Source organism: Shuttleworthella satelles DSM 14600 (genome assembly GCF_000160115.1).
GTDB classification, from domain to species: Bacteria; Bacillota; Clostridia; order Lachnospirales; family Lachnospiraceae; genus Shuttleworthia; species Shuttleworthia satelles.
This window is the reverse complement of the sequence record NZ_GG665867.1, coordinates 643,516-665,541: the sequence shown is the minus strand read 5'-3', so window position 1 is coordinate 665,541 and position 22,026 is coordinate 643,516. Positions and strand designations below refer to the sequence as shown.

Annotated in this window: 17 protein-coding genes and 2 tRNA genes; 4 read left to right on the top strand and 15 right to left on the bottom strand. The window is 53.2% G+C overall.

What is annotated here, in order from left to right; all coding sequences use genetic code 11:
- Window positions 1-3 precede the first annotated feature (3 nt).
- Both GCWU000342_RS09715 and rlmD read right to left on the bottom strand, forming a co-directional pair.
- On the bottom strand, window positions 4-2,349 hold the full coding sequence (locus tag GCWU000342_RS09715) for an HAD-IC family P-type ATPase (protein ID WP_006907280.1): 2,346 nt from the start codon (window positions 2,347-2,349) through the stop codon (window positions 4-6).
- Window positions 2,350-2,460: 111 nt separating this feature from the next.
- Window positions 2,461-3,645: a 23S rRNA (uracil(1939)-C(5))-methyltransferase RlmD gene (rlmD, locus tag GCWU000342_RS09710; protein ID WP_006907279.1), complete on the bottom strand. Its 1,185-nt coding sequence runs from the start codon at window positions 3,643-3,645 to the stop codon at window positions 2,461-2,463.
- A gap of 201 nt (window positions 3,646-3,846) precedes the next feature.
- Here rlmD and GCWU000342_RS09705 point away from each other — a divergent pair, with 201 nt between their 5' ends.
- Window positions 3,847-4,545, top strand: coding sequence for an MIP/aquaporin family protein (locus GCWU000342_RS09705; RefSeq protein WP_006907278.1), 699 nt, complete (start codon window positions 3,847-3,849; stop codon window positions 4,543-4,545).
- A gap of 170 nt (window positions 4,546-4,715) precedes the next feature.
- A complete protein-coding gene (locus GCWU000342_RS09700; protein ID WP_045001211.1) occupies window positions 4,716-5,282 on the top strand; it encodes a glycerol-3-phosphate responsive antiterminator in 567 nt (188 codons plus the stop codon).
- A 78-nt stretch (window positions 5,283-5,360) separates the two neighbouring features.
- Here GCWU000342_RS09700 and murI read toward each other — a convergent pair whose 3' ends face one another.
- The 8 genes from murI to xylB form a co-directional block, all read right to left on the bottom strand.
- Window positions 5,361-6,137: a glutamate racemase gene (gene murI, locus GCWU000342_RS09695; protein ID WP_006907276.1), complete on the bottom strand. Its 777-nt coding sequence runs from the start codon at window positions 6,135-6,137 to the stop codon at window positions 5,361-5,363.
- A 119-nt stretch (window positions 6,138-6,256) separates the two neighbouring features.
- A tRNA-Gly gene (locus tag GCWU000342_RS09690) sits at window positions 6,257-6,327 on the bottom strand.
- Between the two features lie 3 nt (window positions 6,328-6,330).
- Window positions 6,331-6,403: transfer RNA gene (locus GCWU000342_RS09685), tRNA-Phe, on the bottom strand.
- A gap of 52 nt (window positions 6,404-6,455) precedes the next feature.
- Window positions 6,456-9,155: an AAA family ATPase gene (locus GCWU000342_RS09680; protein ID WP_006907275.1), complete on the bottom strand. Its 2,700-nt coding sequence runs from the start codon at window positions 9,153-9,155 to the stop codon at window positions 6,456-6,458.
- Window positions 9,152-10,243, bottom strand: coding sequence for a metallophosphoesterase family protein (locus GCWU000342_RS09675; protein ID WP_006907274.1), 1,092 nt, complete (start codon window positions 10,241-10,243; stop codon window positions 9,152-9,154). Before GCWU000342_RS09675 ends, GCWU000342_RS09680 begins: the two co-directional genes overlap by 4 nt.
- A gap of 397 nt (window positions 10,244-10,640) precedes the next feature.
- Window positions 10,641-11,294 (bottom strand): fructose-6-phosphate aldolase, encoded by a 654-nt coding sequence (gene fsa, locus GCWU000342_RS09670; protein ID WP_045001036.1) that lies wholly within the window; start codon window positions 11,292-11,294, stop codon window positions 10,641-10,643.
- A 168-nt stretch (window positions 11,295-11,462) separates the two neighbouring features.
- The gene (locus tag GCWU000342_RS09665; protein WP_045001034.1) at window positions 11,463-12,953 is read right to left on the bottom strand and encodes an L-fucose/L-arabinose isomerase family protein; all 1,491 of its coding nucleotides are present in this window, start codon (window positions 12,951-12,953) and stop codon (window positions 11,463-11,465) included.
- A gap of 113 nt (window positions 12,954-13,066) precedes the next feature.
- Complete coding sequence (gene xylB, locus GCWU000342_RS09660) at window positions 13,067-14,563, bottom strand: xylulokinase (protein ID WP_045001032.1); 1,497 nt, start codon at window positions 14,561-14,563, stop codon at window positions 13,067-13,069.
- Window positions 14,564-15,080: 517 nt separating this feature from the next.
- On the opposite strand from xylB, the gene GCWU000342_RS09655 reads away from it, so the two are divergent.
- A complete protein-coding gene (locus tag GCWU000342_RS09655; RefSeq protein WP_006907270.1) occupies window positions 15,081-16,148 on the top strand; it encodes a LacI family DNA-binding transcriptional regulator in 1,068 nt (355 codons plus the stop codon).
- A gap of 70 nt (window positions 16,149-16,218) precedes the next feature.
- Here the strand turns inward: GCWU000342_RS09655 and GCWU000342_RS10705 are convergent, their stop codons facing one another.
- The gene (locus tag GCWU000342_RS10705; protein WP_207635031.1) at window positions 16,219-16,536 is read right to left on the bottom strand and encodes a hypothetical protein; all 318 of its coding nucleotides are present in this window, start codon (window positions 16,534-16,536) and stop codon (window positions 16,219-16,221) included.
- 453 nt (window positions 16,537-16,989) lie between these two features.
- Here GCWU000342_RS10705 and GCWU000342_RS09645 point away from each other — a divergent pair, with 453 nt between their 5' ends.
- Window positions 16,990-17,244 (top strand): hypothetical protein, encoded by a 255-nt coding sequence (locus GCWU000342_RS09645; RefSeq protein WP_006907266.1) that lies wholly within the window; start codon window positions 16,990-16,992, stop codon window positions 17,242-17,244.
- Between the two features lie 99 nt (window positions 17,245-17,343).
- On the opposite strand, the gene GCWU000342_RS09640 is transcribed toward GCWU000342_RS09645, so the two are convergent.
- The 4 genes from GCWU000342_RS09640 to GCWU000342_RS09625 all read right to left on the bottom strand — a co-directional run bounded on the left by GCWU000342_RS09640 (window position 17,344) and on the right by GCWU000342_RS09625 (window position 21,634).
- Window positions 17,344-18,675, bottom strand: a complete 1,332-nt coding sequence (locus tag GCWU000342_RS09640; protein WP_044960223.1) for a glutamate-5-semialdehyde dehydrogenase — start codon at window positions 18,673-18,675, stop codon at window positions 17,344-17,346.
- A gap of 359 nt (window positions 18,676-19,034) precedes the next feature.
- Window positions 19,035-19,883 (bottom strand): MetQ/NlpA family ABC transporter substrate-binding protein, encoded by an 849-nt coding sequence (locus tag GCWU000342_RS09635; protein WP_006907263.1) that lies wholly within the window; start codon window positions 19,881-19,883, stop codon window positions 19,035-19,037.
- Between the two features lie 61 nt (window positions 19,884-19,944).
- Entirely contained in the window at window positions 19,945-20,604 is a 660-nt protein-coding gene (locus GCWU000342_RS09630) for a methionine ABC transporter permease (RefSeq protein WP_006907262.1), read from the bottom strand.
- Window positions 20,594-21,634 (bottom strand): methionine ABC transporter ATP-binding protein, encoded by a 1,041-nt coding sequence (locus tag GCWU000342_RS09625; RefSeq protein ID WP_049921741.1) that lies wholly within the window; start codon window positions 21,632-21,634, stop codon window positions 20,594-20,596. Before GCWU000342_RS09625 ends, GCWU000342_RS09630 begins: the two co-directional genes overlap by 11 nt.
- Between the last annotated feature and the right edge of the window lie 392 nt (window positions 21,635-22,026).

Here is a 22,026-nt window from a genome sequence, read left to right as displayed (position 1 = left end):
TCCTTATACTTGCTTGCTTGCGCGCTGTTCCTTCTGTTTCTTTACAATCCCTCTGACCCAGTCAAAGAGGCCGTACAGGTTGCGGACCACGGACTCCTGGGCAATGGCGAACAGGCCGGCCAGAAGCAATCCCGGAAAAGAGAGTTTCTGCAGATTAAAGAGGCCGCTGAAAAAGTACCCTCCAAGAATGAAGCCCGCGATAGAGACCGCAAGGACAACGGCCCGGTAAATATTCAGGGGATGTATGATCCGATAGAGGACCATAAAGCCCGCAATGGACAGAAGGTAGGTAGATGCGGTGGCCACATCCTGCGATCGTATCCCGAAGACGTCGGCGAAGCCAACCAGACCCGCGATGGCGATAAAGGAAGTCAGTGAAGCCGGGAAGGCGTGAAACATGGTCGACCGGAAGAAATGCGCGTGCTGCTTTTTGGTGTTGGGCTCGAAGGCCAGAAGGAAGGCCGGAAGACCTATATTAAAGGCGGAGACCAAGGAGATCTGCGCCGGTTCCAGGGGATAGGCAAACACCAGGATAATGGAACAGAGAGCCAGCATGGCCGAGAACATATTCTTGTACAAAAAGAGGGTCGCGGATCGGGTGATATTGTTAATATCCCGCCTTCCCTCTGAAATAATCTCCCGCATGTGTGAGAAATCATCATCCAAAAGGACCACCTGGGCGGCCTGGCGGGCAGCGTCAGAGCCCGATCCCATGGCGATAGAGCAGTCCGCCTCCTTCATGGCCAGAATGTCATTGACCCCGTCTCCAGTCATGGCGACCTTCTTGCCGGTCTCCTTGATGGCCATGATGATTGCCTTCTTCTGCTCGGGCTTAACCCGGCCGAATACGCGGTATTTCTCGACAGCATCCCGGATGTCCTCCGCGCTGTTCAGTCGGCTGGCATCGACATAGCGGTCCGCGTCTGGGATTCCAACTCCCTGTGCAATGGAAGAGACCGTCTGCGGATTGTCCCCTGAGATCACCCGCACCTGGACCTCCTGCTCCCTGAAATAGGCGAAGGTGTCCTCTACATTGGGGCGAAGGCCGTTTTCCAGCGCGACAAATGCCAGCGGCTGAAAGGAATCGCTCCCCTGCTGTGCCCGTACCAGAGCAAGCACACGCTGCCCCTGTTTGGTTCTCTCTTCTAAGGTCTTTCGGTTCTCCTCCATGGCCTGCTCTGACAGAAGAAACTCCGGAGCCCCAAAGCGGAAGGCAGCCTGCGGAGTGTCGATGCAGGAGAACTTATTCTTGGAGGAAAAGGGGGTGACTCTGGCCTCGGGCATAGGCACAGCGTGCTCGTAATAAGTCCGCAGGGCCTGCATCGTGATATTGTTGTCTGTACTGGTCGCGATATAGGCGGACAGACTCTGCTCCGCCTCTGCGGTAAGCTGCTTCCCCTGAGGGCCGAAAGCGTCGATGACATGCATCTCATTGTCTGTAATCGTACCCGTTTTATCCACACAGAGGACATCGACTCTGGCCAAAGTCTCCGTAGAGTGCATGTCGTGAAGGAGGACCTTTTTCCCCGCGAGGCGGGCTGCAGACATGGCCAGGGCAATCGTCACCAGAAGATAGAGCCCCTCCGGGATCATACCGATCACCGCGGCGACCATGGATGTAATCGATTCCGAAAAGCCCTTTTCATTCAGGATAAATGACTCCAGAAAGAGCGTGATCCCGATCGGGATAATGGCAATTCCGGCGATCTTGACGACCCACTCGATACTGTTGACCATCTCGGATTGTTTCTCTTTGATCTCCTTGGCCTCCGCCGTCAGCCGGGAGATATAGGACTCGTCTCCCACCTGAGTCAGACGGGCCAGACATTGGCCGGAGACAACGAAGGAACCCGATTTGAGCTCACTGCCGGACAGTTTCTCAATCTCATCCGATTCTCCTGTCAGAAGAGACTCGTTGGCCATGAGCCTGCCATCCAGCAAAACGGCGTCCGCCGGGATCTGCATCCCGGCCTCTAAAACGATCAGATCGTCTGACACAAGCTCGGACATAGGAATTTTTCTCCTCTGTCCATCACGGATGACCTCGTAATTTGACTCCGCCAGAACAGCCAGCCGATCCAGAATCCTCTTCGCGTGCAGCTGCTGGACGATACCGATCACCGTGTTGGCGATGATAACCGGCAGAAAGGTCAGGCTGCGAAGAGAGCCGCCGATCACAACCAAAACAGCCAGAATCAAAAAGATCAGGTTGAAATAGGTGAAAATATTATCTTTGACGATCTCTTTGGCAGACTTGGATGCTTCTCTTGTAAGGATATTGACTTTGCCCTGGCGGACTCTTTCCGCCACCTGGGCACTGGTCAGACCCTCTCGCCTGTTTTCTTGCATGATGACTCCTACTCTCAGCAGCTTACTTTCCCCCTATCCTAACACGAATCAGGCCTGCCGCCCCTGAAGAGAATATTATTTTTTCTGAATTTTTTCTTAAAACGCCGGCTCTTAGAAGTGAATCTTCTCCAGCAGCACAACATTCTCAATCCCGTCTGTGAAGGGGAACATATCCACCGGGGCAATCCTCCTGATCGCGTATGCGCTGTCCAGATACTTGAGATCTCTGGCCTGGGTCTTCGGATCACAGGAAATATAGACGATCTTCTCAGGCACCAGACGCCTTAAGGCCAGAAGAAATTCCTCCGTGGAGCCGGCTCTGGGCGGATCCATAAAAACCAGATCACAGCTTCTCCCGGCCTCAGCCTCCGCCAGCATAAAGGCCCCTGCGTCCGCGACAACAAAGCGCGCCTGCCTGAGGCCATTTACCCTGGCATTGATTCTGGCATCCCGGACGGCCGCGGGATTGCACTCCACGCCGATCAGTTCCATCGGCTCCTTTGTCCTTCTGGCCAGATCGACTGCCGCCGCAATGCCAATGGTCCCGGTGCCGCAATAGGTGTCCAGAACTCTCTCTTTTCCCTTGAGGTCTGCCATATCAACCGCCAGTCGATAGAGCTTTTTGGTCTGCTGGCTGTTGACCTGATAGAAGGCGCCCGGAGAAATACGGAATCTGGCTCCCATCAATCGGTCCTCAATATAGCCGGGGCCATAGAGAACCTCGTATCGGTCCCCTAAAACGACAGATGTACTCTGCCCGTTGATATTCTGCAGAATCGTTGTGATATTGGGGTGGGCCTTTCGAAGAGCTGACACGAATTTCTTGCGGGAGGGAAAGGCCGCCTGAGCCGTCACCAGTATCAGCATGATCTGTCCCCCGTCCGCAGTCCGGCGCGCGATGATGTGCCGCAGGCATCCTCTGCCCGTATCCTCATTATAGGGTTCCACCTTAAAGGAGGGGAGGAGTTCTCTGACGCTTGCGATCAGCTGATCGCACTCCCTGTCCTCAATCTGGCAGCGGTCAATATTGACAATCCGATGACTTCCTCTCTCATAAGTACCGCAGACAATCTTTCCTTTGAGACTTCCTCCAAGAACCGCATGGGCTTTGTTGCGATAGTAATAGGGAAAATTCATTCCCAGAATCGGCTCCGGCCTGCCATAGGCTTTCAGAAGATCAGCTACTTCTTTTTCCTTCCTTTTCAGCTGCTCTTTATAGGGTAAGCCCTGCATGCTGCAGCCGCCGCACCACTTCTCATAGGGACAGCGCTCCAGGGCATTGACCTGTCGACTCATCTTGACTCCTCTATAATCTGCGTCGGGTCTGTCTCCCAATCACATTCCAGCCATTCTCCTCAAACTTTTTCTATTTTACTACGCCGGACCTCTTTCCCCAAATTTATTTTTTCTCCTTCCGGCCTGAATGCTTCCTGAATATGTTACAATGCAAGCTATAGTTCAAACAAAATTCACAAATATAGGAATTTGGAGGATGTTATGAAAAAGTATTTCGCTGAATTTATCGGAACAGCCGTCCTGGTCACTTTCGGCTGCGGTACCGCCATGCTTGTGGGATGTGATCCCACGGCCGGAACCGGCTATCTGCTGACCGCGCTCGCCTTCGGCCTGTCCATTGTCGCCGAGGCCTACTGCATCGGAAACATTTCCGGCTGCCATGTCAACCCCGCCGTATCTCTTGGGGTCCTGCTCAGCGGCAGAATGTCCGGCAGGGATTTCATCGGCTACCTGATCGCTCAGGTGCTCGGAGCCATCTGCGGAAGCGCCTTACTGAGCGCCATCTTCAGTCTGGGCAATGTCACGGACCAGACCGGAGCCTACGGGACCAATGGTCTGGCTGGTGTCAACGGATCCGTCGGAGCCGGATTCTTAGTTGAGATGGTTCTGACCTTTGTCTTCGTTCTCACCGTCCTTGGCGTCACCTCCAAGAAGGCCAATCATGGTTCCTTTGGAGGGCTGATCATCGGTCTGACCCTGACCTTTGTTCATATCCTCGGCATCGGCCTGACCGGCACCTCTGTCAACCCCGCCCGCTCCATCGGACCGGCCCTGATGGCTGCCATCAACGGAAATCCCAAGCCCATCAGCCTTCTCTGGCTCTTCATTGTCGCCCCTCTTGCAGGGGGAGCCATCGCCGCCCTCTGCTATCACGGCCTCGCCGGAAAGGATGACGAGTAAACTAACGATTTTAAAAAGCAGGCAGACTCGAAATCAGAGTCTGCCTGCTTTTTTTGCGACAAGCGCAGATGATACAGAGTTAGAGTGACAGGACAATCTCTAGTCGACTTTTAGCGAGCGAATCATATAATGAAACTATAATGACACAGGCCCTTGGAAGGGGAGTTTATATGAATCGAGAATTCTCGAATGCGATTGAAGCCTCACCGATCATCGCCGCCATCAAGGATGATGACGGTCTGTCCCACTGCCTTGCCACAGACAGCCGGATTATCTTTATTCTCTATGGAGATCTGATCTCCATCCCCCGCATCGTCGCTCAAATCAAGGAAGCCGGTAAGATGGCCATGGTTCACATCGATCTGATCCATGGGCTTCAGGCCAAAGAAATTGCCGTAGACTTCATCAAGACCTATACAGACGCGGATGGGATTATCTCCACCAAGGCAAATCTCATCTCCCATGCCAGAGAGCTGGGACTGGCAACCGTCATGCGCTTCTTCCTGATCGACTCCATGGCCTATGATTCCATTCTCCGCCAGCTCCCCACCGCCAGACCGGATGTCATCGAAATCCTCCCGGGCCCCATGCCCAAGCTGATCAGCAGGATCAAGAGCCAGATCAGGCTCCCTCTCATCTGCGGAGGACTGGTCTCAGATAAAGAGGATGTCGTCTCCATCCTGTCCGCCGGGGCGGACGCCATCTCTTCAACCAGAGAGACCGTCTGGTTCTTATAGGAATTCTCCCGGACCCTATGCACACGCCGATCAGCAGGATCAAGAGCAAAATCAAGCTCCCTCTTCAATACGTATAATTTACTCCTCCCGGCGAAAGAGATTCCTCATTCGCTCCATCCGCTCTTCCGTCGGGTCACTGTTTTCGAAAATGACTGAGCCCAGTTCCTTACTCTCCGTCTCCAAATCTTCAAGCCGAATCCGCCGCAGGAGCTCTCTCGCTGTCCCGGCCGCCCCATCATAGATCTTGACCGAAGCTCCCATCAGCTCCTGAACCTGTTTGCGCACAAAGGGATAGTGGGTACAGCCCAGAACAACTGCGTCCACATCACGATAGGGCGCAAGAAGCTCCTCCAGAAAATGCATCAGCTCCGGCGTCTGGTCTCTCCCCTCCTCGACGAACTCCATGAGCCCCGGGCAGGACAGGGTCTCTATCTGAGCTACATGGCGAAATCGCTCACAGAGCAGGTGAAGCTTTCCCAGACGAACCGTCATCGGTGTCGCCATGACTAAAACCTTCCCCCCCGGATTCTCCATACAGGCAGGCTTAACCGCAGGCTCAATTCCCACGATCGGAAAGTTCGGGTACATCTCTCTGAGCTTGCGAACCGCTGCGGAAGTCGCTGTGTTACATGCCACTGCGACAGCCTTGCATCCCCGATTCATCAGATGCTGGATATTTCTGATCGTCAGTTCCTGAATCTCCGGAAGCTCCCGCGTGCCATAAGGCGCATTCTTCGAATCGCCGAAATAGAGAAAGTCCTCCCTGGGCATGAGCTTGACCAGTTCCCTTAAGACGCTGATCCCCCCCATCCCCGAATCAAAGACTGCAATTGGCGCATTTTTCTCTCGAACCATAACATCTCCATCCGCACAGAAGCGTCTCTATATTTAATGATCCATCAAGAAGACGTTCTTCGCACCTGACATCTGCAAGAAAAAGGCGCATCTCCCTGTGTCAGAAGATACGCCATGAGAGCGGGTGATGGGAATCGAACCCACGTATCCAGCTTGGAAGGCTGGTGTTCTACCATTGAACTACACCCGCATGTGCCCAGTTCCGGAATCGAACCAGAGACACGCGGATTTTCAGTCCGCTGCTCTACCAACTGAGCTAACTGGGCCCTGTGCTTGGCACATGCTCCATATTGTATGAGATGACTGACCCTGTGTCAATCAAAAGGGAACGGTTCCATTCTCAGCGGGCATACGGCTGGGATGGCAGGTCAGGTAGACCAGCTGGCGCCGGCCGGCGATCTGTCCGAGAAAGGCCAGCGCTCTTTTCACCTTGTCCTGATCAAGATTATTGAAGGGGTCATCTAAGATCACCATGGGCTGGTCCTTGGAGAAAATCGTGTCGACCAGGGCAAAACGCGCGGCAAGGGCAATCAGATCATGATAGCCTGCGGAGAGAAATTCTCCCCGTTTCTGCTGTTCCTTGTAGATCAGCTTTGGATTCAGATCAATGTCCAGGGTGAAGCGCTCCGGCCGCTCTGCCATAGCCCTGCCCCCCAGGATCTCGAGATAGCCCTGCATATTGTCCTGCAGGGGACCCATATAGCGGGCCAGATAAGATTCTCTGGCCCTGTTCAGGTAATCTCTTGTCAGCTCCAGGATGCGGACATTATCCAGCATTACCGTCTCCTGCTCTCTTAAGTCGCGGGCCTCATCTCCGGCCTCCTCATAGTCCTGCAGTTCCTCCAGCAGATTGGTCCAGTCATCCTTCAGATCACTGATAACCTGAGTCAGCTCGACCACTGACGCGTCCAAAAGAGCCTGTTCTCTCTGCAGCTCTTCTACGGACTGCCCTTCGCTGACTTGTATCATTTCCCCCTCTTCCTCGCTCACCTCCTTGCGCAGCTCTTCCACACGACCGGTGAGGTCTGCCAGGCGGTCCATATTGCGGCGGATCTGGGCAATGCGCTCATGCCGGCTCTTCTCTGTCAGGGGGTAATCCGCCAGAAAATCACCGATGGCTTTGCGCCATCCCATCACCTGTTCCTCCAGATTCTCCACCTGTCCCCTGGCAGTCACATAATCCCGGTAGGCCTGGGCATCCTCCTGAAGTCGCTGCAACAGAGCCTCTTCATTGAATTCATGGTAGAGATCCATTTCATAAGAGTCCGCATAGGGCTGCAGCTGCGTATAGAGCCGCATGGAGGCATTGGCCAGCTCCTCCACGGCCCCGGCCGAATTATCGATGGCCCTGGCCTCCGCAGCTGTCAATCGGTCAAAATTCTCCTTCTTGATCCGAATCTCGGTCAGATGCTGCTGCATGCTTTGCTCGTCCTCCGGAAAGAGAGACAGAAAATCAATGCAGATCTTGCGTGAGGCATCCCTTCGTTTGACTGCTTCCTGCCTCTCCTCCCTGGCCTGCTCAATCTCCTGATCCAAATCAGACAAAACCTGCTGATAAGCGCTCTGCCGCCTCCTCTGACCACTGAAGCCGCCAACTGCGACGACAACTGCCGCCCCTACAAATACAAGCCCTAAGATCTGGCGGATGAAGCCTCCACCGGATGCGTAGAGCGTCAAAAAGGCTCCCCCTCCCAGGACCAGAACCAGAGCAATCAGGCCTGTAACCAGGCTGAGGCCGAAGCCCGACTCCGAGTGTCGATCCGCAATCTTCTCCTCTCTGCTCCGCTCCAGCTCCTCCGACTGTTTCGTCAACTCGCTGACCCGGCCGGTACAGCTTGCAAGATTGTTGATTTCACTGGAAATCAGATCCAGCTCCTCACGGCTGGGGTTCTTGACGGAAAAGTATTCGCGCAGCTCTGCCAATTGATCCCGATCTTCCTCCGACATGACGGCATAGGACTGCTGTATGCGCAAGTCCTTCAGGTGTGCCGCCTCCCGGCTCCATGCCGCGAACTGCCCCGGCGTCGGTATTTCCTCTGGAAAGAGCTTCATGAGGTCTGTGACGTAAGCCTCCTTCGGCACCTTCGCCCGCAGCTCCTCCAGTTCCTTCTCCCGCACAGCCAGCTGGTGGTCCGCATCCGTAACCTCTTCCATGGCCTCCGGGCTTGGAATCCCCTTTGCAAAAAAGATCTGATATTTCTCCAGCTCCTTCTCACTCTCTGCCAGCTGCTGCCGCTTCTGACGGAAAGCTCCCAGGGCCTGCTCTCTTTTTACCTGCTCTGTCACTCTGTCATTTAAGGCCTTCTTCTGTTCCTCCAGCTGATGCAGCTGACTCTTCTTCTCAAGCAGTCTCTCCTCAGCGGCGCGGGCAGCCTCCTGGGTCGCGGGAATCCGATCCGCCAGTTCCTGCTTGAGAGAGATCTTTTGCTGGAGAAGACGCAGTCTGCCGGTATTGGTCTTGGAATTGCGATTGTAATCCCGGATCTGATTTTCGATACTGGCGATCGCCTCCTCGAAATGTGTGACGTCATCCCGGTTCACACGGCTTCCCCTGCCCATATGCGCGTTCATCGAATCTGTAATTCCGGTATCCAGGGCATTTTGCGGGACGAAAATGGATTTCTCGAAGGATTCCCGGTCAACGGAAAAAAGCTCCTCCCCGATCTGATCGGAAAAATCGCTGGATTGCTGATTGGTGGAGAGATCAATCAAAGAAAAGCGGTCTGACTTGTCCGTGTGACCGAAGCTGCGCTCGATTCGATACTCCTTTTCCCCCGTCGCAAAGACCAGGGATCCCCCGTAGCTTCCCCCGTCCCAGGGCTCATACCTCTGCCTCTCATGCAGCGTCTTCGTCCCCCTGGAATATTCCATCCCATAGAACATAGCCTTGAGGAAAACGCAGAATGTCGTCTTCCCCCAGCCATTTTCTTCCAGAATCGCATTGAGACCGGGCTTAAATATGAAGTTTCGATCCCGGATGGTTCCAAACCCGGCAATATAACAGGAAATCAACCTCATTCTTCAAGCTCCTCTCCGATCAACGCTTTCATTCCAAGGCGGGTTACCCTCTCCTTATCCTCCTCTGACAGGTCGCTCTTTCGCATGAGGCGGACAAACTCCCCCTTAATGGTGCGGTCATTGAAGTAGGATTCGAAATCAATCTGCGTTCTGGTCTGATCCACGGCCTTGATGAAAAAAAAGCGACTGACAAAACGCCTCAGGACCCGGTCCGTATCCAGCTCCAGATCCATACTGATATGACCGGTGAAGACCAGCTTGACCAGATCCTTCTCCGGGATATTCCTCAGGGCCCTGTCACTCTTGGACATAACCTGCAGCATGCTGTCCTCAGGCGCCAGCTCCACCACAATCTCATGCAGTTGCCTTCTGGCAAATGGAATAAAATCGCTCGTCAGTTTCCCATCCGAGATCTCAATGAGGACAAAGCCCTTGGGCCCGCACTCGTCAAAGCCTCTGCCCTCCAGGCAACCGCTGTAGCAGTAAATGCCGCGCTCATCCAGTTGTCCCTGACGAAAGCTGTGAATGTGCCCCAGCGCCAGATAGTCAATTCCCTTGCCCCGATAGGCCGGAAGAAGGACCTCCTCGGCAGGATTGGTCCCCTGATAGTCCTGGGTCTGTCCATGGAGCATAACGATATTGATCTTCCCGGGATCTAACTCCAGACGTGCGGGCATCGATCTGACATTTTCTGCGGACAGCTCTGCTCCGCTGATAACCAGATCTCCATATTCATAGCTTCTCCAGCCCTTGTCCGTAAAGATCTTAAGATTGGCCGGGATCTCCTCTTCATCCAGGCCTGCCAGGAAATCTGAATTGTCGTGGTTGCCCCGCAGATAGAAAAAATCAATGTCGGGATGTGACTCCATCGGCTCCAGCACCCGGTTGCGTACGGCCCGCCGCAGATGCGCCCGGTCAAACATGTCCCCCGCGATCAGAATGGCTCGCGCCCTCTCTTTTTCGGCATAGTCCACCATGCCCTCATAAGAGGCAAAGAGCTCCTCTCTCCTCTGCCTGGCCTTCTCGCTGTCTAAATTGGTCTCCATCCTGGAATCCAGGTGGAGGTCTGAACAATGAATGATCTTCATAAAAAGTTCCCGGCACTGCCCGCCACATCAGTTCTTCGGTAAAGATATCCTATTTTAGCATAAGAGAGCAGACTGTGTTTATATCACGGTCCCGGCACTGCGTTTGAATTGCATCCCCGGTACTGTGCTTGAATCATGGTCCCGACTCCCCCGCCCCAGCAAAACTATAATAAGAATTGCAGGACAAAATGTGTTGACAGATAAAATACAGACTCCATAAGCATTCAATTATCATAAACGATAGAATGCATTCGCCGCATGCCTTCCATTGTCGAAAATGCGAGAAAAGCCGACCGCCTCCTGTCACACCTGCCCCGCGGCATAAATGTGAAACAAAACGGTCAGCTCTCCCTCTCCGGAATCTCAGCTGCTTTAGCTTCTGCCTGCCAATTTCCTCTCACTCCCCGAATACATCTGTGTACTCTCTGGCAAATTTGGCGATCCCGGCATCCGTCAGCGGATGACAAACCATCTGCATCAGAACCTTATAGGGCACCGTGGCGATATCCGCCCCCAGCAGAGCGCAGTCATGCACATGCATCGGTGTGCGAATCGACGCGGCGATGACCTGCGTCGCATAGCTGTAATTCTCGAAGATGGTCTGTATGTCTTCGATCAGGCGGACACCCGGCTCGGAGATATCATCTAACCTCCCCAGGAAGGGAGAGACATAGGCCGCCCCTGCCTCGGCAGCTAAAAGAGCCTGGTTCGCCGTAAAGATCAGGGTACAATTGGTCGCAATCCCCTCGGAGGAAAGAACACGGATCGCCTTAAGTCCCTCTGCCGTCATAGGAATCTTGACTACCATATTCTTATGAATCGCAGCGATCTCTCTGCCTTCTTGGATCATTCCCTCCGCATCTGTGGTCGTGGCCTTGACCTCACCGGAAATCGGCCCGTCCACGATCCCGCAGATCTCCCGCAGGGTTTCTCTGTAATCCCTGCCCTCTTTGGCGATCAGAGAGGGGTTGGTCGTGACTCCGTGGATGATTCCCATTTCCTCAGCTCTTTTGATCTCGTCTACATTGGCAGTATCAATAAAGAATTTCATGATCCCTCCTTTTGCATGTCTTCTCCCGGGGTGAAGTTTGCTCGCATATTTCCCTTCAGGCACGGCATATGATTCTCCCCAAAGCTCTCTTTGCTGCCTTGCTTCCTCGGACAAATCTCTGTCTGCGCATAATCCTGCCTGATCCTATTTTACCGCAGGCTTCATCCTTTATGCGAAGGGATTTTCTCCCGGATATGGCAGATTCTTGGGATGATTATAATCCACTTCTCCGGCCGCAAGGCCAAGATAGCGAAAGGCGGCAAAGAGCTCCCTGCCATAGTGGCCGAAGGCCACTGCCCCATGGTGGGGATAGTTCTTGCCGATCAGAACATTGCGGTAGAAACGGCCCATTTCCTCAATGGCAAACACACCGATGCCGCCGAAAGACCTGGTGGCTATGGGGAGAATCTCCCCCTGAGCCACATAGGCTCTGAGCTTGTTGTCAGCCGTGGACTGCAAGCGGTAGAAGGTGATATCTCCCGGCATGATATCCCCCTCAATGGTTCCGTCACACCACTCTTTTGGATGTGTGGACGCCATAATCCTCTGATAGGAGAGATGAGGATTCACGACACGGGTCGAGCAGGTGTTGCCGCAGTGGAAGCCCATGAAGGTATCCGTATGCCGGTAGTTGAACTTACCCTCAATGGACTCTCTGTACATATCCTTGGGGACAGAATTGTTGATATCGAGAAGAGTCACCTCCTGTTGGCTGACACAAAGACCGATATACTCGGACAGAGTTCCGTAAATGTCCACTTCGCAGGAGACGGGAATTCCCTGCCGCATAAGTCGGCTGTTGACATAGCAGGGGACGAAGCGAAACATATCCTGAAAAGCCGGCCAGCACTTGGTGGTTAAAGCGACAAACTCCCGGTAGCCCCTGTGATCATTGACCCAGTCTAAGAGGGTCAGCTCGTACTGAGCCAGCCTGGCCAGCATATCGGGCTTCTGGTCAGACCGGTAGCCCATCTCCCGCGCCATATCGTCAGAGACGGACGCGATGCGATGATCTCCCTCATGTTTTAAGAATGCCTCGTAGAGATCCAGCTCTGACTCCTCCTCGATCTCGACGCCCAGATTGTAGAGCTGCTTGATAGGAGCATTGCAGGCCAGGAAATTAGCCGGGCGGGGTCCGAAGGAGATAATCTTCAGATGCTCCAGTCCGTACTTGACGCGGGCAACAGGCAGAAAGTCATGAATCATGTCCGCGCAGTCCCCGGCATCTCCCACAGGATAATCGGGGATATAGGCCCGGGTATTCCGCAGAGCCAGATTGTAAGAAGCATTGAGCATGCCGCAGTATGCGTCCCCCCTTCCGGATTCCATCAGCCGGTCCTGGGATTCCTCCGCAGCCGCGCAGAACATCACAGGTCCGTCGAAATGCCTGGCCAGAAGAGTCTCGGAAATCTCCGGCCCGAAATTGCCCAGATAGACGCAGAGGGCGTTACAGCCATGTGCCTTGACGTCTTCTAAGGCCTTGACCATGTCGGTCTCGGATTCCACGATGGTGATCGGACACTCGTAAATGTCCTCCGCATCATATTTCGTCGCATAGGCCTTTGCCAGAGCCCTGCGCCGGTTGACTGCCAGGGGCGCCGGAAAGCAGTCACGGCTGACTGCTACCAGTCCCAGCTTGATCTTCGGAATGTTGTTCATTGTCTTCTCTCCTTTGCTTGACTGACCGTGCGCCTGCCTCAATGGCCGCGTGTCGTTTTCACACGGCGGGCCAGGTGCCCGTCCTACCATAGATGTCTCATCCTGTTAACAACTCATTTATCACAACTCATTGATCCCACAAGCGCCCGGAAGGTCCCCTTCAAGGCGGGATAAAGCCCGGAGAATTTTTCATACTGCCTCTGGTACTTGGCCGCCAGATCCGGATCCGGCGCAATGGTCTTCTTAACTCTGACGATGGCACGGGCCGCCTCTTTGGGATCAGGATATTTTCCGCAGGCGACAGCCGCCAGCATGGCCGCGCCGAGCGAAGGTCCCTCTTCCGTCTCCAGAAGGTCTAATTTGAGGTTTAAAACATTGGCCAGGATCTTCTGCCAGAGACCGGATTTCGCTCCTCCGCCCACCAGCCTTGAGCGGTCAATGACCAACCCCTGTTTTCTCGCCGTCTCCAGCATGTCCCTGCAGGCAAAGGCCACTCCCTCCAGAACTGCCTGGGTCAGGTCCGCCTGTCCGCTGTCCATAGTCATACCCACAAAACAGGCTCTGGCATAGGGGTCATTGAGCGGGGAGCGCTCTCCCATCAAATAGGGCAGATAGAAAACCGGATTTTCTCCCAGGCGCTTTTCGTCGACCCGACTCTGCACTCCGGCATAGTCGGTCTCTCCCAGAATCTCCTCCGTCCACCACTTGTTGCAGGAGGCCGCCGAGAGCATGCAGCCCATCAGATGATAACGGCCGGAAGCGTCACAAAAGGAGTGAAGAGCATTGCTTTCATCCAGGTGAAAATGGTCTGAAGAGATGAAAAGGGTACCGGATGTCCCCAGGGAGAGATTGCACTTTCCCTCTCCAACCGTTCCCGTGGCAAGAGCGGATGCTGCATTATCTCCGGCGCCTGCTGCCACTCTCACATTCTCGGGCAAGCTCAACTCCTTTGCGATATCCGGCCTGATTTTCCCGATGCAGTCATAAGACTCATAGAGTCTTGGAAGCATGTTCTCCCTGATTCCGCAGATGGCAAGCATCTCTTTTGACCAGGTTCGGTTCCTCACATCCAAAAGGAGCGTGCCGGAAGCATCCGATACATCCGTCGCGTGAACACCGGTCATCCGATAGACCAGATAGTCCTTTGGCAGCATAATCCTGTGGATTCTGGCGAAGTTCTCCGGCTCGCGCTTCTTCATCCAGAGAATCTTCGGGGCGGTAAAGCCGGCGAAGGCAATGTTGCCCGTGTGCCCGGACAGAAAATCCCGGCCCACCTCCTCATTGAGATACTCCGTCTCCTCTGTGGTCCTGGAATCGTTCCAGAGAATCGCCGGTCGAATCACCTGATCTTCACGGTCCAGAACGACCAGCCCGTGCATCTGTCCGCCGAAGCTGATCCCGCCGACAAGTCCCCTGTCGTAATCCCGCAGCAGATCTCTGATCCCCTCTCTGGTCTGCTGCCACCAGTCCTCCGGCTTCTGCTCTGACCAGGATGGGCGGGGAAAGGAAATCGGATATTCACGGGACACCATATTGAGGATTCTGCCGTCTTCCTCCATGAGAAGAAGCTTGACCGCGGATGTCCCCAAATCAACTCCTATATAGTACATGGCTTTCTCTCTCTCATAATTCATAAATCGCGGAAAGCGTGCACGTGCACGATCTGTTTTTATCTTATGCCTCCTCGCCCAGATTCACAAGCAACATTTTTGCCAATATTTCCCTCTTCTTTTCTAGCATATTGCCCAATTCACTTTCCATCGCTCAATTTACTCCCCACCGCCCGATTCACCTCCCGTCGCTCAATTTATCTCCCATTGCCCAGTTTACCTCCCGTCGCTCAATTTACCTCCCATTGCTCAGTTCACTTTCCATCGCCCAATTTACCTCCCATTGCCCAATTTACTTCCCACCGCCCGATTCACTTCCTATCTCCCAGGACTTCCCCTAGTTTTTCCAAGCCTTCCCAAGTTTATTCAAGATGGAAAGCGTGCACATGCACGCATTGACTTCTCTTCGACGTCGTGCAACAATGTACGCATAAGCACGGTGCACGATCGATTATGGCGCGGTTGAATCGCGGTGCGCAGTCGAATTCAGATCAAATAAGAAAAAGAGGAAAGACACATGGCAACGATGAAGGAAATCGCAGAGCTCGCAGGGGTCTCCCGCGGAACTGTCGACCGGGTTTTAAACCGCAGGGGCTCTGTCAGCCCTCTGACCAAAAAGAAGATTCTTGAGATTGTGGAGATGTTAGACTACAAGCCCAATAAAGCCGGCATCGCCCTGTCCGTCCAGAAGAAGAGCCTGACCATCGGCGTCATCCTCTTTGGCGCGGGAAACGCCTTCTTTGACGATGTCATTGAAGGCGTTGAGAGCAAGCTGGGAGATCTGAGTATCTATGGAATTCATCTGATCACCAGGCGCATCCCCTTCGGCCTTGACGAGGAATTGGGCGCCATTGATCAGCTGCTGGCAGACGGGATTAACGGCCTGGTTCTCTCTCCCTACAACGACGACAGCATCCGGGCTAAGATTGACCGGCTCTGGGACGAGGGAATTCCTGTGGTAACTACAAATACCGACATTCCTGAGTCCCGGCGGATCGCCTATGTGGGATCAGACTTCTATAGCTGCGGGCAGACGGCTGCTGCCCTCTTCCACCGCTTTGCCCCCCGTCCGCTCAAACTGGCCATTGTCACCGGCTCTGACCGGATCCTCTGCCATAAGGATCGCATCCGCGGTTTTCTCGACTACTGCAGGGATCTCAAGCCCTCGATTGAGATTGCCGAAGTGATCGAAGCCCATGACGACGATTACGAGAGCTACGAGGCTGTGACGCAGCTCCTTGCCAGATATCCCGATTTAGACGGTCTCTACTACACTGCCAGCGGCATGTACGGGGGCTGCCGGGGACTCATGCATGCGCGCAAAATGCAGTCCTCTCCCGATGACTCCGATCTCTGCATTCGAAACAAGAAGGGAAACCCCTTCCTTGTGATTGGCTTTGACTCCGTCCCCTCCACCAGAGAAATGCTTCAAAAGGGACTGATCACCGCGACCATCACCCAGCAGCCCCAGCTGCAGGGTTCCCTCTCTGTCAGCATTCTTCAGGACTATTTGGTCAGCGGGAAGCTGCCCGACCGGGAAATTTATCACACGGAGTTATCTGTAAAATTAAGAGAAAATCTCTGAATATATTCGCAATCAATGACAGACGATCAATGGTCTGTTCCCCAGTGACATAGCTTCAAAAACCCCAGGCTCAGATCAAATGCCAATTTTGCTTTCCGTTTTTTCTGGCCTGGATCATATAGAAACGCATGAGATGAATTCCTATCATCACCGTCATAACTGTCCCAATGACAATGACGAGGATCGGTATTCCCGACATGAGCAGAGCAAATATGGATCCCAGAGCAAATAATACCGCCTGTGTCATGCAGAAAGATTTCGTATAACGTAAATAATCTTTGTTGTAGCGTCCGTTGGCCAGAACAGCTGTTTGAAACATACCGATGCCTGCAAGGAAGAAAGCTGTCACAAATAAGTGGTTAGCGCTGGAATCAACCAAAAATCCCATAGAAACAGTCACCATAAACAATGAGATAAAAATAGGGTAGTGGGTAGTGGCTGTAGATGAGGAAAAGGCCCTTGGTATTAGCTCTCTCATCAATGGCATGGTCAAACTGCGCGAAGTAAAAGAGGAAAAGCATAACCATCATAACAAAATAGAGGACGGACGAAAGAGAGATAGGGTCAGAATCCCTACTGCTATACAAAAATAGTGGAAGTAGTCACTCCAATCCCTGGTCATCATGTTAGACATAAAGAACATCATAGCCATATTGATAAACATGATGACATGCGTTTCCCTCTCTGAATTTTTCACACTGCCTTATAACAAATAGCAGACCTGAAACAACAGACTTAAAACCAGCCCCTGTCCGGTCCTGATTGATTGTAAGTTCTCAACTTGCTTGCTAAACTAATAGACAGATGAAGACTCTGTGTTTGCCCCGGAAAGGAGGCATCTATGTTCGACTATTCTGTCCTGTGTTCTGATGTTGACGCTACCAGGAGAAATCAGGTTGTAAGTCTTCTCTCCGAGAACGACATCGGCTACAAGCTCACATCACAGATGCCCTTTCAGATGCGCGCCAAAGAAAGCGAAGACGGCGCGGCGGATCAAAAGGCCGGGCCATCTTCTGCCAGCCGGCAGGTTCGCTATACCATCTCTGTCAAGGAAAGAGACTTTGCTTACGCCCTTCAACTGATCAGAGACATTTAAATTCTCGTTATGATATTTGAATTCCCGTCGAGACATTTGAACTCTCTTCAGATCGCGGATCCCCAAACTCACAGCTTCTCAAAATGAAACTGACTCTTTTTACAGATCCTCAAAGTGAAAATGGCTCTTTCCCGACGCGTAATCGCCCACAATCTGTCCATGGCCGATCAGCTGGTACTTGTAGGTGACCAGACCCTCAAGCCCGACCGGCCCTCTGGCGTGAAGCTTGGACGTGGAGATTCCGACCTCCGCCCCAAAGCCATAGCGGAAGCCATCCGCGAAACGGGTGGAGCAGTTGCGATAGACGCCGGCAGAATCCACCATCTGCAGGAAGTAGTCTGCTGTCAGGTCATTTTCTGTCAGAATACAGTCGGTGTGGTGGCTTCCGAAGCGGTTGATATGGGCGCAGGCCTCCTTGACACCGTCCACCAGCTTAACAGAAGCGCACAGGGTCAGGTATTCGGTGGCATAACCGGTCTCAGTCAGATCCCTGATCTCTATGGCGGACTGCTTCTCCTTCGCGCGGGAGGTCTCTCCCTGCTCACGCAAGGCATTTTTCAGGCAGTCCTGCACCTCTTGATCTCCCCTCAGGACGACCCCCGCCTCTTTCATGGCAAAGGCAAACCGGGGAAGAAAGTCGGCCGCAATCGCCCGATCCAGCAGGATGGTCTCCACCGCATTGCAGGCGGCCGTGTACTGGGTCTTGGCGTCAAGCAGAATGGGAATGGCCCGGGACTGATCGGCATCCCTGTCCACATAGATATGGCAGATGCCGTCCGCATGCCCCATAACGGGAATTTTCGTGTGATCCATAATATAGCGGACAAACGCGTTGGATCCTCTCGGAATCAACAGATCCACATCTCTCTCACAGGTCAGAAGCTCATCGATCTCCGTATGGACCTCCGCCTGACGCAGCATGCCTGCCGGAAGCCCTGCTCCCGTCACTGCCTGATTGATGATCTCAAAGAGGATCCGATTACTTTTAGCGGTCTCCCTGCCCCCTTTTAAGATGGCGCAATTCCCCGACTTGATGCAAAGCGCGGAAATCTGAACCAGAGCATCCGGCCTGGCCTCAAAAATAACCCCGATCACTCCGATGGGCACCGTGATTCGATGCAGTTCCAATCCCCGATCCAATTGACGATCAAGAAGGTGAACCCCTGTGGGATCCGGAAGATCAATCAACTGCCTGATCCCGGCCAGGACATCCTCCAGCTTATCCTCACGAAAGGTAAGCCTCTTTAAGACCGCCGGCGCCACATCCTTTGCCTCCTCCAGGTCCCTGGCGTTCGCGTCGAAGATCTCTGCGGCATGCTCGCGAAGGGCAGCGGCAACTGCCTCCAGAGCCCGATTCCTCAGCTCGATGGAACTGGCTGCCACTGTCGGAGAGAGCATTTTCATCTGGTGTACATCTTCGCGAATCCCCATGGTTACTCCTCTCATACGTATTGAAAACTTTGGCCTATTCTACCACATTTCTTTTAAATCAAAGTGATAGGACAAATCTCAAATCTTGCCTTCCTCCGAATCATTGCAATGTGCATCATCGGAATGATTGCAATGTATATCGCGATTTTCAATTTACCCGACAAAGAGAGTTGCTAAAGCTGCGCGGGATGCAAAAGGACGGAAAAGGCGCGCTAATATATAAAATGCTCGGCTTGCGCAAGGACAAAAAAGCAATTTAAAAAGGTCCCGCAAAAACGCCCCCGCGGCTGCGGGGGCGTTTTGTTGGAATTGCCGCCAGACGACCTGACAAACATGATGTCAGCTCTTCTCAGAAAACCTTACTGGCCTGCATAGGGGATGACAGACTGTCCGTACTTCTCTGTGATCCACTTCTTGGTCTCATCAGACTTGAGGATCTTAACCAGCTTCTGAATGGCCTCATCATTCTGCCTGCCATCCTTGACAGCGATCACATTGACATAGTTCTTAGCCGCCTCACCGTCATTCTTCTCGACGGCGATGGGATCCTTGGAGGGATCTAATCCGGCCTGCTTGGCGTAGTTTCCATTCAAGACAACGAAAGCGACTTCTCCCTTGACGCGGCTGACCTGGGCTGCCTCCAGCTCCTGAATCTTCAGATTCTTAGGATTGGCCGTGATGTCCTGGACGGTAGCCTTAATTCCAGCCCCCTCCTTTAAAGTGATTAATCCCTGCTCCTGAAGCAGAAGAAGAGCCCTTGCCTCATTGGTTGTATCATTGGGAACGGCGATGGTATCTCCCTCAGTCAGCTCAGACAGCTGTTTCTTGGTTCCGGCGTAAATGCCAAAGGGCTCATAGTGAATTTTCCCCGCGTCAACCAGGTGGGTTCCCTTCTCCTGGTTGAAGTTATCCAGATACACCACATGCTGGAAGTAATTGGCGTCGAAGTCACCGGACTCCACGACATTGTTGGGCTGTACGTAATCGCTGAATTCCTTGACCTGCAGGTCGACGCCCTCCTTGGCCAGTTCGGACTTCACATGCTCTAAAATCTCGGCATGAGGAGTTGCGGAGGCAGCTACCTTAAGGGTCGTCCTGGCATTTGTGCCATCAGACTTGGAATCCTTCCCCTTGGCTGCACCGCAGCCTGCAAATGCGCCCACAGCCAAAGCTGCTGCCAAAACAGCGGATAAAATTTTCTTTTTCATATCTTACCTCTTTTCTTATTTTCTTTGATTCTCCAACTTCCGATCTCGCATGAGATCCGGCTCACAGTTTCCTCTTGTCCATCCTGTTGGCGATGAAAGTTCCCAGCAGCTGAAAGAGCTGCATAAGGATGATAAGAAGGACAACCGTGACAATCATGATATCCGCCTGATAGCGGTAGTATCCGTATCGAATGGCGATATCCCCCAGTCCGCCGCCGCCGATGACACCGGCCATGGCAGAGTAACCCAGAATCGTTCCAACAGAGATGGTCGCCCCCGCGATCAGGGAGACCCGGGATTCCACAAGAAGGACTCTGCTGATAATCTTTCCATTGGAGCAGCCCATGGATTGTGCCGCCTCGATGACGCCGGGATCCACCTCATTGAGGGAGGACTCGACCATGCGGGCAATCATGGGAGCCGCGGAAATAGTCAGCGGAACAACCGTCGCCGTTGACCCATAGCTCTTCCCTAAAAGAAGAGTGGTCAGGGGCATGAGCAGAATCAGCATGATGAGGAAGGGAACGCTTCGCATAATACTGCTGGCAACATCAAGAATCCGATAGATCACCCTGTTGGGGCGGATCCCCTCTTTCCCGGTCACCGTCAGCGCAATCCCCCAGGGGAGACCCAAGAGATAGCCGAAGACAGAGGAGAGGACCGTCATATAGAGCGTCTCGCCGATCCCCTTGATAATCATCAGAATTACATCACTGGACATGATCGCTCACCTCCTCGACTGACAGGCCATGCTCCTTCAGATAAGAAATCACAGCCGCCTGTGCTGTCTCTTCCTCCGGAAGCCCCAGAATCATCTGCCCCTTGGCGACGCCTCCGACATCCCGGGTATCCGCCAACAGGATATTGACCGCATGCCCTGTGGTCAGAATCATATTGGAAATAACAGGTTCATAGGAGGAATTCCCTGAGAAGACGATGCGAATCTTACGGTCCGTCTTAATCTCCTCCCGGGTTCGGCTGACGCCGTCAGTCCAGGCCTCCGGGTCCTTGCCCTCAATGATCAGAAGCCTGGCCGCTCTGGATTTGGGATGGTTGAAGATCTCCTCAACCTGTCCCTTTTCCGCGATCCGACCCTGGTCAATAATCGCCACATGCTGACAGACCTCCTGTACAACGGACATCTGATGGGTAATGATCACAATGGTGATTCCCAGCTTTTGATTGATCTCCTTTAGAAGTTGCAGGATGGAATTGGTCGTCTTGGGGTCCAGGGCGGAGGTTGCCTCGTCACAGAGCAGGATCTTAGGATCAGAAGCCAGGGCTCTGGCAATCGCCACCCTCTGCCTCTGCCCTCCGGAGAGCTGTGCCGGATAGGCCCTGGCCTTATCCTCCAGTTCAACCGTCTTGAGAAGCTCCAGGGCCTTGGCTCTGGCCTCTTTTTTAGGAAGACCGTGGACGGTCAGGGGAAAGCAGATATTGTCTAAAACATTCTTCTGCATCAGGAGATTGTAGCTCTGGAAAATCATACCGATACGAGTGCGCTCCCTGCGAAGCTCCCTGGCTGACAGCTTCGCCAGCTCCCTGCCCTCGATGATCACGTTTCCCTCCGTCGGGACCTCTAGAAAATTCAGACACCGCACCAGGGTCGATTTCCCGGCGCCGGAGAGACCTATGATTCCATAAATATCACCCTCTTCAATATCCAGATTGATATCGGAAAGAGCGCTGACCTCCCGATCCGCCAGAGCAAAGCGTTTGCTCAGCTTTTTTACCTCAATGATATTTGCCATGTAATTATTCCTCGAAAGGGTTTTGTACATCAGAAAAGGGGTTTGCACATCAGAAATTCAATTCTAAAAAAGCATCCCCGCAGAGCTCTGTCTGCCCCTGTCACTGCTACAGGCCATAATTTATCATATCCCTGGGTTCCTGTATAGAATATAATTTTTATCATTCGCTATAGTTGCATTCTATGTCTATTCCCTTATTTTCATATTCTCATATATTCCGGTCGCCTAATATTCCGGTGCCCTATATCCCGGTGCCCTGTGTTCCAATCGCCTTATCTTCCGGTGACCTATCTTCCGGTGCCCTGTGTTCCGATCGCCTTATGTTCCGGTGACCTCATTCCATGGCGCTCTTTCCTATTGCCATTTCTCCTCAGCCCCATGCGTGCCTCGTA

What these genes read in the sequence shown, in the direction of transcription:
- GCWU000342_RS09715 (WP_006907280.1), bottom strand. Translation starts at nt 2,349, where the DNA reads ATGCAAGAAAACAGGCGAGAGGGTCTGACCAGTGCCCAGGTGGCGGAA.
- rlmD (WP_006907279.1), bottom strand. Translation starts at nt 3,645, where the DNA reads ATGAGTCGACAGGTCAATGCCCTGGAGCGCTGTCCCTATGAGAAGTGG.
- GCWU000342_RS09705 (WP_006907278.1), top strand. Translation starts at nt 3,847, where the DNA reads ATGAAAAAGTATTTCGCTGAATTTATCGGAACAGCCGTCCTGGTCACT.
- GCWU000342_RS09700 (WP_045001211.1), top strand. Translation starts at nt 4,716, where the DNA reads ATGAATCGAGAATTCTCGAATGCGATTGAAGCCTCACCGATCATCGCC.
- murI (WP_006907276.1), bottom strand. Translation starts at nt 6,137, where the DNA reads ATGGTTCGAGAGAAAAATGCGCCAATTGCAGTCTTTGATTCGGGGATG.
- GCWU000342_RS09680 (WP_006907275.1), bottom strand. Translation starts at nt 9,155, where the DNA reads ATGAGGTTGATTTCCTGTTATATTGCCGGGTTTGGAACCATCCGGGAT.
- GCWU000342_RS09675 (WP_006907274.1), bottom strand. Translation starts at nt 10,243, where the DNA reads ATGAAGATCATTCATTGTTCAGACCTCCACCTGGATTCCAGGATGGAG.
- fsa (WP_045001036.1), bottom strand. Translation starts at nt 11,294, where the DNA reads ATGAAATTCTTTATTGATACTGCCAATGTAGACGAGATCAAAAGAGCT.
- GCWU000342_RS09665 (WP_045001034.1), bottom strand. Translation starts at nt 12,953, where the DNA reads ATGAACAACATTCCGAAGATCAAGCTGGGACTGGTAGCAGTCAGCCGT.
- xylB (WP_045001032.1), bottom strand. Translation starts at nt 14,563, where the DNA reads ATGTACTATATAGGAGTTGATTTGGGGACATCCGCGGTCAAGCTTCTT.
- GCWU000342_RS09655 (WP_006907270.1), top strand. Translation starts at nt 15,081, where the DNA reads ATGGCAACGATGAAGGAAATCGCAGAGCTCGCAGGGGTCTCCCGCGGA.
- GCWU000342_RS10705 (WP_207635031.1), bottom strand. Translation starts at nt 16,536, where the DNA reads ATGGGATTTTTGGTTGATTCCAGCGCTAACCACTTATTTGTGACAGCT.
- GCWU000342_RS09645 (WP_006907266.1), top strand. Translation starts at nt 16,990, where the DNA reads ATGTTCGACTATTCTGTCCTGTGTTCTGATGTTGACGCTACCAGGAGA.
- GCWU000342_RS09640 (WP_044960223.1), bottom strand. Translation starts at nt 18,675, where the DNA reads ATGGGGATTCGCGAAGATGTACACCAGATGAAAATGCTCTCTCCGACA.
- GCWU000342_RS09635 (WP_006907263.1), bottom strand. Translation starts at nt 19,883, where the DNA reads ATGAAAAAGAAAATTTTATCCGCTGTTTTGGCAGCAGCTTTGGCTGTG.
- GCWU000342_RS09630 (WP_006907262.1), bottom strand. Translation starts at nt 20,604, where the DNA reads ATGTCCAGTGATGTAATTCTGATGATTATCAAGGGGATCGGCGAGACG.
- GCWU000342_RS09625 (WP_049921741.1), bottom strand. Translation starts at nt 21,634, where the DNA reads ATGGCAAATATCATTGAGGTAAAAAAGCTGAGCAAACGCTTTGCTCTG.